Raw genomic sequence first — 13,354 nt, 5'->3', positions numbered from 1 at the left:
AATCATGCTCCTTGGACATGGGACGGGGTCTCTGCGGCCGGGCTCGAAGGAACTTCACCTTCGATGGCCGTTTCGGCGGCGGAGGGCCCGCCCTTCCGTGCGCGCCACGCGTTGCGCACCATTTCGTGCCACCGTGGGCGCTTGCGCGGCGGGACATGATCCACACCGCCCAATGACCACGGGTTGCACCGCAGGATGCGCCAGGCGGTGAGCGCCGTGCCCTTGATCGCACCGTGCCGGTCGATGGCCGTATACCCGTAGTGGGAGCACGACGGGTAGTACTTGCACACCGGCCCGAGCAGCGGACTGATCGTCCACTGGTACAGCTTGATCAGAGCCAGTAGTGGGTACTTCATCGCGCGCCCCCTCCCAGCAGCCGCTGCAGAGCGGCATCCAGGTCTCGGGCCAGCTGTGCATGGTCGGCATCACCCGAACCGGGCAACGCTCGTACGACTACCAGGCTACCGGGGGGCAGCTGGTCGACTCGGTCGCGCATCAGATGGCGAAGCCTGCGCTTCACCTTGTTCCGCACGACCGCGCCACCCACAGCCTTGCTCACGACGAAACCCGCACGCGTCGGGGGAGCGCTCTCCCCAGGCGCGTGCGGGTCCGTGGCACCGCTACGAAGGTGGACGACGAGAGTCGGGCGGCCTGCCCGACGACCTCGTCGTACCGCGGTCGCGAAGTCCTCGCGCCGCCTCAGCCGGTTCTCGGTGGGCAGCACGACGTCATGACCTGATCAGGATCAGGCGGACAGGCTGGCGCGACCCTTGGCACGACGGTTCGCGAGAATCGCGCGGCCGGCGCGGGTGCGCATCCGCAGGCGGAAGCCGTGGGTCTTCGCGCGACGACGGTTGTTCGGCTGGAAGGTGCGCTTGCTCACTCGGGGGCTCCAGAGATAAATCGGTGTTTGGCGGGTGCCGTCCTGGCTGTCACCGTGCGCCCACGAGTAGCTCGCAGTTACGCCCGATTGCACCGCTTCCCGATCACCTGACGTGATCTGTGCCCATCGGAGGCAGGCGGCAGCAGCCATCGACAACTCGACCTGGTTACGGTACGCGCGGCTACGCCATCCGGTCAAACCAGAGGTCACTGGGAGACACTATCCACAGGCTGGGGACAACAACTTGAACCGCACCCGCCGCCCTGACTACCGTGGCTGGACTCCGATTCGTTCCCTTGTCCCCTTGATTCTGGCTCCACCCGTTTGAATCCCGACCCGTCCCACAATCACACGTTCGTGGGACCTGTGAGAGAGCGTGCCCTGTGGCTGACGTACCTGCCGATCTTGCCGCAGTGTGGCCACGAGTACTTGAACAGCTTCTCGGCGAGGGCCGCGGGCAGGGCGTGGAGGGCAAGGACGAGCACTGGATCCGGCGCTGCCAGCCCCTCGCGCTGGTCGCGGACACCGCCCTGCTCGCCGTACCGAACGAATTTGCGAAGGGCGTACTGGAGGGCCGTCTGGCCCCGATCGTGAGCGACACGCTGAGCCGCGAGTGCGGCCGTCCGATCCGCATCGCGATCACCGTCGACGACTCCGCCGGCGAGCCCCCGCCCCCGGCCCCGCCGGTGGCACCGCCCGCGCAGCAGTCCCGCTACGAGGAGCCCGAGCTCCCCTCCTACGAGAGTTACGGCCGCCACCGCGCCGACGACCAGCGGACCGGCAGCCCCGACCCGCTGCCCACCGCGCGCCCGGCCTACCCGGGCGAGTACCAGCGCCCCGAGCACACCCCCGGCAGCTGGCCGCGCCCCACGCAGGACGACTACGGCTGGCAGCAGCAGCGCCTCGGCTTCCCCGAGCGGGACCCGTACGCGTCGCCGCCCCAGGACCCGTACCAGCAGGACTCCTATCAGCAGGAGTCCTACGGCGGTCCCTCGCAGGACTACCGCCCGCAGCCGATGGAACGACCGTCCTACGACGGGCACCGCTCGGAGTACGAGCAGCACCGCTCCGACTACGACAAGCACCGCTCCGAATATGAGCAGCAGCGGCCCGACTACGACAAGCCGCGTTCCGACTACGACCGCGACGGCCGCCGTGAGCTGCCCGAGCCGCCCGTCGGCTCCGGCCATGTGCACCGCGGCGGCCCCGGTGCCCCCGGCCCGCTGGCCGCGCAGCCCGCGCCGGCGCCCGGTCCCGGCGAGCCGACCGCGCGTCTGAACCCGAAGTACCTCTTCGACACGTTCGTCATCGGCGCCTCCAACCGCTTCGCGCACGCGGCCGCGGTCGCCGTCGCCGAGGCACCCGCGAAGGCGTACAACCCCCTGTTCATCTATGGGGAGTCGGGCCTCGGCAAGACCCACCTGCTGCACGCGATCGGGCACTACGCACGCAGCCTCTACCCGGGCACGCGCGTGCGGTACGTGAGCTCGGAGGAGTTCACCAACGAGTTCATCAACTCCATCCGCGACGGCAAGGGCGACAGCTTCCGCAAGCGCTACCGCGAGATGGACATCCTGCTCGTCGACGACATCCAGTTCCTCGCGGACAAGGAGTCGACGCAGGAGGAGTTCTTCCACACCTTCAACACGCTCCACAACGCCAACAAGCAGATCGTGCTCTCCAGCGACCGGCCGCCCAAGCAGCTGGTCACCCTGGAGGACCGGCTGCGCAACCGGTTCGAGTGGGGCCTGATCACCGACGTCCAGCCGCCCGAGCTGGAGACGCGTATCGCGATCCTGCGCAAGAAGGCGGTCCAGGAGCAGCTCAACGCCCCGCCGGAGGTACTGGAGTTCATCGCCTCCCGCATCTCGCGCAACATCCGCGAGCTGGAGGGCGCGCTGATCCGGGTGACGGCGTTCGCCTCGCTCAACCGTCAGCCGGTGGACCTGGGCCTGACGGAGATCGTCCTCAAGGACCTGATCCCGGGCGGCGACGACGCGACGCCGGAGATCACCTCCACGGCCATCATGAGCGCCACCGCCGACTACTTCGGCCTCACGGTCGAGGACCTGTGCGGCAGCTCGCGCGGCCGCCAGCTGGTCACGGCCCGCCAGATCGCCATGTACCTGTGCCGTGAGCTGACGGACCTGTCGCTGCCGAAGATCGGCGCGCTGTTCGGCGGCCGCGACCACACCACGGTGATGCACGCGGACCGCAAGATCCGCAATCTGATGGCCGAGCGGCGCTCCATCTACAACCAGGTCACCGAGCTCACCAACCGCATCAAGAACGGCTGACCGAGCAGGCCGGCACAGGGCCGCGAGGCCCGTTCGTACGTCACTGAGGGCGCTTCGGGACGAAATCCCGGGGCGCCCTTCGTCATGCCGCGGACGGCGGCTGTTCGAATACCTGCCGGGTTACGGCCACTCTCCACAGATTCGGTGACTTTCTGGCGTCCACACCCTGGGGACTGGGAAGTTGTCCAGACTGTGTCCACAGCCGCCCCTGTTGAAGGACGATCGGACCAGGTCAACTGCTTGTGGATTCGTGGACGAACGATCTCCACAGACTGTGGACAGCGAAAAGATCCACAGGCTGTGCATGAAGTTGTCCACCGACAACCCACAGGCTGGGGCCAGTTGTCCCCAGCGATCCCCAGCTTCTCCACACCGCTGTCCACTGTTCGGCAACGCGACGCGCCTCCTCACCGGGTCGAGTGAAAGGCGTCACACAAAGGTGCCGGGTTGGCCTGTGGGAAAGGTGGGTAAAGCTGGGGACGGCACTGGGGAGAAGTCGGCCCAGGCTGTGCATGGGGTGTGCAGAACTTTCCGTTCTCCACAGAAACACCCGGTTGTCCACTGCCGTCGCCCACAGGGCCGGTGGACAAAATCTCTGCTCTGAGCTGGGAAAACGTGGTTATCCACGGTATCCACAGGCCCTACTACTACTCCCAACTAGAGAGAGCTGGGAATCCGTTTCGAAGAGGGCCCTGTGCACAACTCGCTGTCCGGCTCCCGGCTGCCCCTCGTCACGACTTGACCCCGAGAGGCACCTACTGTCAGTGGGGTGCGTCAGACTGTTCCCGGTGTCCTTCCCCTCACTGGGGCCGACGACACCGAGACAGACGACGAAGCCAGGCAGGCCGAGAAGCGCCGGCAACAGCAGGAGGCGGCAACAGTGAAGATCCGGGTGGAACGCGACGTACTCGCGGAGGCCGTGGCCTGGGCGGCACGCAGCCTCCCGGCCCGTCCGCCGGCGCCTGTCCTCGCCGGCCTCCTGCTGAAGGCCGACGACGGTCAGCTGAGCCTGTCGAGCTTCGACTACGAGGTCTCCGCTCGCGTCAGCGTCGAGGCCGAGGTCGAGGAGGAGGGCACGGTCCTCGTCTCCGGCCGGCTGCTCGCCGACATCTGCCGCGCTCTGCCCAACCGCCCGGTGGAGATCTCCACAGACGGTGTACGGGCGACCGTGGTCTGCGGCTCCTCGCGATTCACACTCCACACCCTGCCTGTGGAGGAGTACCCGGCCCTGCCGCAGATGCCGACCGCCACGGGCACCGTCCCCGGTGAGGTCTTCGCCTCGGCGGCCTCCCAGGTCGCCATCGCCGCCGGCCGTGACGACACGCTGCCCGTCCTGACCGGTGTGCGCATCGAGATCGAGGGCGACACCGTCACCCTGGCCTCCACCGACCGCTACCGCTTCGCGGTCCGCGAGTTCCTGTGGAAGCCGGAGAACCCGGAGGCCTCCGCGGTCGCCCTGGTCCCCGCCAAGACGCTCCTGGACACCGCCAAGGCGCTGACCAGCGGCGACAGCGTCACGCTGGCGCTCTCGGGCTCCGGCGCCGGAGAGGGCCTGATCGGCTTCGAGGGCGCGGGCCGCCGTACGACGACCCGCCTGCTGGAGGGTGACCTCCCGAAGTACCGCACGCTGTTCCCGACCGAGTTCAACTCCGTCGCCGTGATCGAGACCGCCCCCTTCGTGGAGGCCGTCAAGCGTGTGGCCCTGGTCGCCGAGCGGAACACCCCGGTGCGGCTCAGCTTCGAGCAGGGCGTGCTGATCCTGGAGGCCGGCTCCAGCGACGACGCACAGGCTGTGGAAAGGGTCGACGCCCAGCTGGAGGGCGACGACATCTCGATCGCCTTCAACCCGACGTTCCTGCTGGACGGCCTGAGCGCCATCGACTCCCCGGTGGCCCAGCTGTCGTTCACCACGTCCACCAAGCCCGCGCTGCTCAGCGGCAAGCCCGCGCTGGACGCCGAGGCGGACGAGGCCTACAAGTACCTGATCATGCCGGTGCGCCTGAGCGGCTGACGTTGTCCACAGCGGCCGGGGAATCCGTGGATTTCCCGGCCGTCGGCTCGTCCGGAGACGGGTGCTCGGCGCGGACCTTCCTCCACAGTCCCGGCGGGGCTGTGGATCACCGGACCGCTCCGGAGGTCCTTCGGAGAAGCCGCAGGTGAGGGCGTACGTATGAGCGCGTATGCCCACGGATGTGCGCGTGCGTCCGGGTTTAGGCTCTGGCGTGGGCACGCAGGTGCCTCACACGCCACAGCAACCTAAGGAACAACTGATGGAGCTCGGTCTCGTCGGCCTCGGCAAGATGGGCGGCAACATGCGCGAGCGGATACGCCGCGCGGGCCACACCGTCGTCGGATACGACCGCAACCAGGACCTCGCGGATGTCCACAGCCTGGAAGAGCTTGTGGGCAAGCTCCCCGGCCCGCGCGTGATCTGGGTGATGGTCCCGGCCGGCGCCGCGACCCAGTCGACGATCGACGAGCTCGCCGAGCTCCTCGAGCCCGGTGACGTCGTCGTCGACGGCGGGAACTCCCGCTGGACGGACGACGAGCGGCACGCCGAGGAGCTCGCGGCCAAGGGCATCGGCTTCGTCGACTGCGGCGTCTCCGGCGGCGTCTGGGGCCTGGAGAACGGCTACGCGCTGATGTACGGCGGTGACGCGGAGAACGTCGCCAAGGTGCAGCCCTTCTTCGACGCCCTCAAGCCGGAGGGCGACTTCGGTGCCGTGCACGCCGGCAAGGTGGGCGCCGGCCACTTCGCGAAGATGGTCCACAACGGCATCGAGTACGCGATGATGCAGGCCTACGCCGAGGGCTGGGAGCTGCTGGAGAAGGTCGACTCCGTGACCGACGTCCGGGAGGTCTTCCGCTCCTGGCAGGAGGGCACGGTCATCCGCTCCTGGCTCCTGGACCTCGCGGTGAACGCCCTCGACGAGGACGAGCACCTCGACAGGCTCAGGGGTTTTGCACAGGACTCCGGTGAGGGACGCTGGACTGTGGAAGCCGCCATCGACCACGCGGTGCCGCTGCCGGCGATCACCGCGTCGCTGTTCGCGCGGTTCGCGTCCCGCCAGGACGACTCGCCGCAGATGAAGATGATCGCGGCGCTGCGGAACCAGTTCGGCGGCCACGCGGTGGAGAAGAAGTAGCCCGCTCGGCGCGGCCGGGCCGAGCACGACAAGACCGAGAAACGAGAACAAGTAATCCACACCCTGGGGATGCCGACCTGGCACCCTCGGGGGGTGGCCCGGTTGTCCACAACTGGGGACGGTTCAACCACACGTTGGGGGAGGTCGGCGAACGACCATGCACGTCACGCATCTGTCGCTGGCCGACTTCCGCTCGTACGCCGGCGTCGAAGTCCCGCTCGATGCGGGCGTCACCGCCTTCGTCGGCCCCAACGGCCAGGGCAAGACGAACCTCGTCGAAGCCGTCGGCTATCTCGCCACCCTCGGCAGCCACCGCGTCGCCTCCGACACCCCCCTCGTCCGCATGGGCGCCGACCGGGCGGTCATCCGGGCGCAGGTCCGCCAGGGCGACCGGCAGCAGCTGGTCGAGCTGGAGCTGAACCCGGGCAAGGCCAACCGGGCCAGGATCAACAGGTCCTCGCAGGTCAGACCCCGTGACGTACTCGGCATCGTACGGACCGTGCTGTTCGCGCCGGAGGATCTCGCCCTGGTCAAGGGCGACCCGGGCGAGCGGCGCCGCTTCCTCGACGAGCTGATCACCGCCCGCTCCCCGCGCATGGCGGGCGTGCGCTCCGACTACGAGCGCGTCCTCAAGCAGCGCAACACCCTGCTGAAGTCGGCCGCGCTGGCCCGCCGGCACGGCGGCCGCTCGATGGACCTGTCCACCCTCGACGTCTGGGACCAGCACCTCGCGCGCGCCGGCGCCGAGTTGCTCGCCCAGCGCCTGGACCTGATCGCGACGATCCAGCCGCTGGCCGACAAGGCGTACGAGCAGCTGGCCCCCGGCGGCGGCCCCGTCGCCCTGGACTACAAGCCGTCGGCTCCCGGCGAGGCGCTCACGCGCGAGGACCTCTACGAGCAGCTGATGGTGGCCCTCGCCGAGGCCCGCAAGCAGGAGATCGAGCGCGGGGTCACGCTCGTGGGCCCGCACCGCGACGATCTGCTGCTCAAGCTCGGTCAGTTGCCCGCCAAGGGCTACGCCTCGCACGGCGAGTCCTGGTCCTACGCGCTGGCCCTGCGCCTCGCGTCCTACGACCTGCTCAGGGCCGAGGGCAACGAACCGGTGCTGGTCCTCGACGACGTGTTCGCCGAACTGGACGCCAGGCGCCGTGAGCGGCTGGCCGAGCTGGTCGCGCCCGGCGAGCAGGTCCTGGTGACGGCCGCGGTCGACGACGACGTCCCGCACGTGCTGGCGGGGGCGCGCTACTCGGTGTCCGAGGGGACGGTGGAGCGCGTATGAGCGAGAACCCGTTCGAGAACGCCCCCGACGCCCCCAAGAAGGCTCCCGAGCCCTCCGGCGTCGACCTCGCGCGCGTGGCGCTCAGGGCGGCCAAGGAACAGGCACGCGCGCGGGGGGACGCGGCGCAGCAGAAGAAGCAGGCACGGCGCGGCGGTGGGCTGCGCTCCGGCGCGCGCGCCGACGGCCGCGACCCCATGGCACTCGGCTCCGCCATCAACCGCCTGATCAGCGAGCGGGGCTGGGAGACGCCGGCCGCGGTGGGCGGTGTGATGGGCCGCTGGCCGCAGATCGTCGGCGACGACGTCGCCAAGCACTGTGTGCCGGAGAAGTACGACGAGGACGAGCGGGTCCTGGTCGTGCGCTGCGACTCGACGGCCTGGGCGACGAACCTGCGGCTGCTCGCCCCGACTCTGGTCGCCCGCCTCAACGAGGACCTCGGCCATGGCGCGGTACGGCACATCAAGGTCAACGGCCCCGGCGGCCCGGCCCGCCGCTACGGCCCACTGCGCGCTCCCGGCAGCACGGGGCCGGGCGACACGTACGGATGAGCGGGCCGGCCGACGGCGCTTGATGGCCCTCTCCGCGCGGCCGGAACCCCTCGCCGACGGCCCCGGAACCCCCGTAACAGCAGCCCCGAGGGCCCCGTCGGCCACAAGTGACCGACATCACATCAGTGGCCGTCGCCGGTCACGAAACGGCGCCGACGAGCCCCTCCTCGTACGACCGCACGCGGTTGCGAATCGCGACCTGACTCCTAAGTAGCAAAGGGTTGACGGCCGGAAGCGCTGAGTGGCTCTGTGAGCCTCTTTGAGCCCCCATCCGTATATCGGGAGTCGGAAGAGGCAGGTTCAGGGCGGCACATGCGGACTCAGGTACCGGCAAACCCCCATCACTGTCGGCGCTACCGGTAGACTGGAGCCCAATCCCGCCCCAATCGTGGGGACCGTCCGGGAAAAGCTGAGCAACGCTGATCAAGGCTTACCAACGCAACATGCCGCAGCCGCTCCGGCAACCCGCCGACGAGCCTGGCTCGTGCTGTGCCAGAAAGGGCGCTTCGTGGCCGATTCCGGCAACCCCAACGAGAACATCCCGTCCACCGACGCCGGCGCCAACAGCGCGGTGACCTCGTCGAGCAGCGAGGTCACCGCCTCGTACGACGCCAGCGCCATCACCGTCCTCGAGGGTCTGGACGCGGTTCGCAAGCGACCCGGTATGTACATCGGTTCGACCGGCGAGCGCGGCCTCCACCACCTCGTGTACGAGGTGGTGGACAACTCCGTCGACGAGGCGCTGGCCGGCCACGCGGACACCATCGAGATCACGATCCTCCCCGACGGCGGTGTGCGCGTCGTCGACAACGGCCGCGGCATCCCGGTGGGCATCGTCCCCTCCGAGAACAAGCCGGCGCTCGAGGTCGTGCTGACCGTGCTGCACGCGGGCGGCAAGTTCGGCGGCGGCGGCTACGCGGTCTCCGGTGGTCTGCACGGCGTGGGTGTCTCCGTCGTGAACGCGCTGTCCTCGAAGGTCGCGGTCGAGGTCAGGACCGACGGCCACCGCTGGACGCAGGACTACAAGATGGGCGTCCCCACGGCCCCGCTCGCCCAGCACGAGGCGACCGAGGAGACGGGCACGTCGGTCACCTTCTGGGCCGACGCCGACATCTTCGAGACCACCGACTACTCCTTCGAGACGCTCTCGCGGCGCTTCCAGGAGATGGCGTTCCTCAACAAGGGTTTGACGATCAAACTCACTGACGAGCGCGAGTCGGCGAAGGCCACGTCCGGTGCGGACGAGGCCGGTGCGGACGAGACCGCCGAGGTCAAGAAGGTCACGTACCACTACGAAGGCGGCATCGTCGACTTCGTGAAGTACCTCAACTCCCGCAAGGGCGACGTGGTGCATCCGTCGGTGATCGACCTCGAGGCCGAGGACAAGGACAAGGCCCTCTCCCTCGAAGTCGCCATGCAGTGGAACAGCGGCTACAGCGAGGGCGTGTACTCCTTCGCCAACATCATCCACACGCACGAGGGCGGTACCCACGAAGAGGGCTTCCGCGCGGCGCTCACCAACCTGATCAACAAGTACGCGCGCGACAAGAAGCTGCTGCGCGAGAAGGACGACAACCTCACGGGTGACGACATCCGCGAGGGTCTGACGGCGATCATCTCGGTGAAGCTGAGCGAGCCGCAGTTCGAGGGCCAGACGAAGACCAAGCTGGGCAACACGGAGGCCAAGACCTTCGTGCAGAAGGCGGTCTACGAGCACCTCAACGACTGGCTGGACCGCAACCCGAACGAGGCGGCGGACATCATCCGCAAGGGCATCCAGGCGGCCACCGCGCGCGTGGCGGCCCGCAAGGCCCGCGACCTGACCCGCCGCAAGGGGCTGCTGGAGAGCGCCTCGCTCCCCGGCAAGCTCTCCGACTGCCAGTCGAACGACCCCACCAAGTGCGAGATCTTCATCGTCGAGGGTGACTCCGCCGGCGGCTCGGCCAAGTCCGGCCGCAACCCGCAGTACCAGGCGATCCTCCCGATCCGAGGCAAGATCCTCAACGTCGAGAAGGCGCGGATCGACAAGATCCTCCAGAACCAGGAGATCCAGGCGCTGATCTCGGCCTTCGGCACGGGTGTGCACGAGGACTTCGACATCGAGAAGCTCCGCTATCACAAGATCATCCTGATGGCGGACGCCGACGTCGACGGCCAGCACATCAACACCCTGCTGCTGACCTTCCTGTTCCGCTTCATGCGGCCGCTGGTCGAGGCCGGGCACGTGTTCCTGTCCCGTCCCCCGCTCTACAAGATCAAGTGGGGCCGGGACGAGGTCGAGTACGCGTACTCCGACCGCGAGCGCGACGCGCTCCTGGAGATGGGCCGTCAGCGCGGCAAGCGTGTCCGCGAGGACTCGATCCAGCGCTTCAAGGGTCTGGGCGAGATGAACGCCGAGGAGCTGCGCATCACGACCATGGACCAGGAGCACCGCGTCCTCGGCCAGGTCACCCTCGACGACGCCGCCCAGGCCGACGACCTGTTCTCGGTCCTCATGGGCGAGGACGTCGAGGCACGCCGCCAGTTCATCCAGCGCAACGCCAAGGACGTCCGCTTCCTCGACATCTGAGTCGGTCTCAGCTGACCGCACCAGGAAGGATCTTCACCAGCAATGACCGACGAGAACACTCCCGTCACTCCTGACGAGGGACAGACCCTGCGTGTCGAGCCCGTCGGGCTCGAGACGGAGATGCAGCGCTCGTACCTCGACTACGCGATGTCCGTCATCGTCTCGCGTGCGCTCCCGGACGTCCGTGACGGCCTCAAGCCCGTCCACCGCCGCGTCCTGTACGCCATGTACGACGGCGGCTACCGCCCCGAGCGCGGCTTCTACAAGTGCGCTCGCGTCGTCGGCGACGTCATGGGCAACTACCACCCCCACGGCGACTCCTCGATCTACGACGCCCTGGTCCGTCTCGCCCAGCCGTGGTCGATGCGCATGCCGCTCGTCGACTCCAACGGCAACTTCGGCTCTCCGGGCAACGACCCGGCGGCGGCCATGCGCTACACCGAGTGCAAGATGGCGCCGCTGTCGATGGAGATGGTCCGTGACATCGACGAGGAGACCGTCGACTTCACGGACAACTACGACGGCCGCTCCCAGGAGCCGACCGTCCTGCCGGCCCGCTTCCCGAACCTGCTGATCAACGGCTCCGCCGGTATCGCGGTCGGCATGGCGACCAACATCCCGCCGCACAACCTGCGCGAGGTCGCGTCCGGTGCCCAGTGGTACCTGGAGAACCCCGAGGCCTCCCACGAGGAGCTGCTGGACGCGCTCATCGAGCGCATCAAGGGCCCGGACTTCCCGACCGGCGCGCTCGTCGTCGGCCGCAAGGGTATCGAGGAGGCGTACCGCACCGGTCGCGGCTCCATCACCATGCGCGCGGTCGTCGAGGTCGAGGAGATCCAGAACCGCCAGTGCCTGGTGGTCACGGAGCTGCCGTACCAGACGAACCCCGACAACCTCGCGCAGAAGATCGCCGACCTGGTGAAGGACGGCAAGATCGGCGGCATCGCCGACGTCCGCGACGAGACGTCGTCCCGCACCGGCCAGCGCCTGGTCATCGTGCTCAAGAGGGACGCGGTCGCCAAGGTCGTCCTGAACAACCTCTACAAGCACACGGACCTGCAGTCGAACTTCGGCGCCAACATGCTGGCCCTGGTCGACGGCGTGCCGCGAACGCTCTCCCTGGACGCGTTCATCCGCCACTGGGTGACGCACCAGATCGAGGTCATCGTTCGTCGTACGCGTTTCCGGCTGCGCAAGGCCGAGGAGCGCGCGCACATCCTGCGCGGCCTGCTGAAGGCCCTGGACGCCATCGACGACGTCATCGCCCTGATCCGGGCCAGCGACACCGTCGAGATCGCGCGTACGGGCCTGATGGACCTCCTGGAGATCGACGAGATCCAGGCCAACGCCATCCTGGAGATGCAGCTGCGCCGACTGGCCGCCCTGGAGCGCCAGAAGATCATTCAGGAGCACGACGAGCTCCAGGCGAAGATCACCGAGTACAACGAGATCCTCGCCTCGCCGGTCCGCCAGCGCGGCATCGTCAGCGCGGAGCTGGCCGCGATCGTCGAGAAGTTCGGCGACGACCGCAAGACCATGCTGGTGCCCTACGACGGCGACATGTCCATCGAGGACCTGATCGCCGAGGAGGACATCGTCGTCACGGTCTCGCGCAGCGGCTACGTCAAGCGCACCAAGACCGTCGACTACCGCGCGCAGAAGCGCGGCGGCAAGGGCGTACGCGGCACGAAGCTGAAGGAAGACGACATCGTCGACCACTTCTTCGTCTCGACCACCCACCACTGGCTGCTGTTCTTCACCAACAAGGGCCGGGTGTACCGGGCGAAGGCGTACGAGCTTCCGGACGCCGGCCGTGACGCGCGCGGGCAGCACGTCGCCAACCTGCTGGCCTTCCAGCCGGACGAGGCGATCGCCGAGATCCTCGCCATCCGCGACTACGAGGCGGTGCCGTACCTCGTACTCGCCACGAAGGCGGGACTGGTGAAGAAGACGCCTCTGAAGGATTACGATTCGCCGCGCTCCGGCGGTGTCATCGCGATCAACCTCCGCGAGATGGAGGACGGTTCCGATGACGAACTGATCGGTGCCGAGCTCGTTTCGGCCGACGATGATCTGCTTCTGATCAGCAAGAAGGCGCAGTCGATCAGGTTCACCGCCACGGACGAGTCGCTGCGTCCGATGGGCCGCGCGACCTCGGGTGTCAAGGGCATGAGCTTCCGCGAGGGAGACGAGCTGCTCTCGATGAATGTTGTTCGACCCGGTACGTTCGTGTTCACTGCCACCGACGGCGGGTACGCGAAGCGGACCGCGGTCGACGAGTACCGCGTCCAGGGTCGCGGCGGCCTCGGTATCAAGGCCGCCAAGATCGTCGAGGACCGCGGCTCTCTCGTCGGTGCGCTGGTGGTCGAGGAGACCGATGAGATCCTCGCCATCACGCTGGGCGGCGGTGTGATTCGTACGCGAGTCAACGAGATCAGGGAGACGGGCCGTGACACCATGGGCGTCCAACTGATCAACCTGGGCAAGCGCGATGCCGTCGTAGGTGTCGCACGCAACGCCGAGGCGGGACGCGAGGCGGAGGAAGTCGACGGCGACGTGGTCGTCGACGAGACCGCCGAGGGGGCCGCGACCGCCGGCACGGACGAGGACGCACCCTCGGCCGAGTAGCACG

At 68.2% G+C, this 13,354-nt stretch carries 10 protein-coding genes; 7 read left to right on the top strand and 3 right to left on the bottom strand.

The features are described 5' to 3' along the window. Nucleotides 1–2: 2 nt before the first annotated feature. From yidD to rpmH, 3 genes are read right to left on the bottom strand one after another with little or no spacing between them, the layout of a single operon-like run. Complete coding sequence (gene yidD, locus CP983_RS21565) at nucleotides 3–356, bottom strand: membrane protein insertion efficiency factor YidD (protein ID WP_107904969.1); 354 nt, start codon at nucleotides 354–356, stop codon at nucleotides 3–5. Further along, nucleotides 353–724 (bottom strand): ribonuclease P protein component, encoded by a 372-nt coding sequence (gene rnpA / locus CP983_RS21560; RefSeq protein WP_093746624.1) that lies wholly within the window; start codon nucleotides 722–724, stop codon nucleotides 353–355. The genes yidD and rnpA overlap by 4 nt, the downstream gene beginning before the upstream one ends. A gap of 21 nt (nucleotides 725–745) precedes the next feature. Next, nucleotides 746–883, bottom strand: a complete 138-nt coding sequence (gene rpmH / locus CP983_RS21555; protein ID WP_015659252.1) for a 50S ribosomal protein L34 — start codon at nucleotides 881–883, stop codon at nucleotides 746–748. Nucleotides 884–1,266: 383 nt separating this feature from the next. On the opposite strand from rpmH, the gene dnaA reads away from it, so the two are divergent. The 7 genes from dnaA to gyrA all read left to right on the top strand — a co-directional run bounded on the left by dnaA (nucleotide 1,267) and on the right by gyrA (nucleotide 13,350). Beyond that, complete coding sequence (dnaA, locus tag CP983_RS21550; protein WP_150501223.1) at nucleotides 1,267–3,180, top strand: chromosomal replication initiator protein DnaA; 1,914 nt, start codon at nucleotides 1,267–1,269, stop codon at nucleotides 3,178–3,180. 880 nt (nucleotides 3,181–4,060) lie between these two features. Next, on the top strand, nucleotides 4,061–5,191 hold the full coding sequence (dnaN, locus tag CP983_RS21540; RefSeq protein ID WP_030967521.1) for a DNA polymerase III subunit beta: 1,131 nt from the start codon (nucleotides 4,061–4,063) through the stop codon (nucleotides 5,189–5,191). Nucleotides 5,192–5,450: 259 nt separating this feature from the next. Then, the gene (gene gnd / locus CP983_RS21535) at nucleotides 5,451–6,326 is read left to right on the top strand and encodes a phosphogluconate dehydrogenase (NAD(+)-dependent, decarboxylating) (protein WP_093866319.1); all 876 of its coding nucleotides are present in this window, start codon (nucleotides 5,451–5,453) and stop codon (nucleotides 6,324–6,326) included. Nucleotides 6,327–6,483: 157 nt separating this feature from the next. Further along, nucleotides 6,484–7,605 carry a DNA replication/repair protein RecF gene (recF, locus tag CP983_RS21530; protein ID WP_150501220.1) on the top strand — a complete coding sequence of 374 codons (1,122 nt, stop codon included), beginning with the start codon at nucleotides 6,484–6,486 and terminating at the stop codon, nucleotides 7,603–7,605. Beyond that, entirely contained in the window at nucleotides 7,602–8,153 is a 552-nt protein-coding gene (locus tag CP983_RS21525; protein ID WP_150501218.1) for a DciA family protein, read from the top strand. The genes recF and CP983_RS21525 overlap by 4 nt, the downstream gene beginning before the upstream one ends. A gap of 484 nt (nucleotides 8,154–8,637) precedes the next feature. After that, nucleotides 8,638–10,722 carry a DNA topoisomerase (ATP-hydrolyzing) subunit B gene (gene gyrB / locus CP983_RS21520; protein ID WP_107904963.1) on the top strand — a complete coding sequence of 695 codons (2,085 nt, stop codon included), beginning with the start codon at nucleotides 8,638–8,640 and terminating at the stop codon, nucleotides 10,720–10,722. A 42-nt stretch (nucleotides 10,723–10,764) separates the two neighbouring features. Continuing rightward, entirely contained in the window at nucleotides 10,765–13,350 is a 2,586-nt protein-coding gene (gyrA, locus tag CP983_RS21515) for a DNA gyrase subunit A (protein ID WP_107904962.1), read from the top strand. The last annotated feature ends 4 nt before the right edge of the window (nucleotides 13,351–13,354 follow it).

Origin of the sequence: Streptomyces chartreusis (assembly GCF_008704715.1) — a bacterium.
GTDB classification, from domain to species: Bacteria; Actinomycetota; Actinomycetes; order Streptomycetales; family Streptomycetaceae; genus Streptomyces; species Streptomyces chartreusis.
The sequence above is the reverse complement of the archived record's forward strand: the minus strand, read 5'-3'. Positions and strand labels throughout refer to the sequence as shown.